Source organism: Paenarthrobacter aurescens (assembly GCF_025421775.1).
GTDB lineage: Bacteria > Actinomycetota > Actinomycetes > Actinomycetales > Micrococcaceae > Arthrobacter > Arthrobacter aurescens_B.
In genome coordinates this window covers 1-230 of the sequence record NZ_JAOEFX010000807.1, presented here as the reverse complement: position 1 = coordinate 230, position 230 = coordinate 1, and the positions used below count along the sequence as shown (strand labels likewise).

The window sequence follows — 230 nt, the reverse complement described above, 5'->3', positions numbered from 1 at the left end:
TAGCCATCTGCGCCAGCTTGCCGCCGCCGCGCATCTCGGCCCCCTGGTCGCCCCGCTTGAGGGCTTCGTCAATGTCGTGGGTGACCATGATGAGGGTCTTGCCGCTCTCGCGCTGGAGGCGGAGGAACTCCTCCTGCAGCTGGCCACGGCCCACGGGATCCACTGCGCTGAACGGTACATCCATCAGCATGAACGCGGGGTCAGCGGCCAGGGCCCGGGCCACACCGACG

Annotated in this window: 1 pseudogene; it reads right to left on the bottom strand. The window is 68.7% G+C overall.

Annotated elements, in window-relative coordinates:
• Positions 1-230, bottom strand: a pseudogene (locus N7568_RS25645) (glycine/betaine ABC transporter ATP-binding protein); the annotation flags it as partial.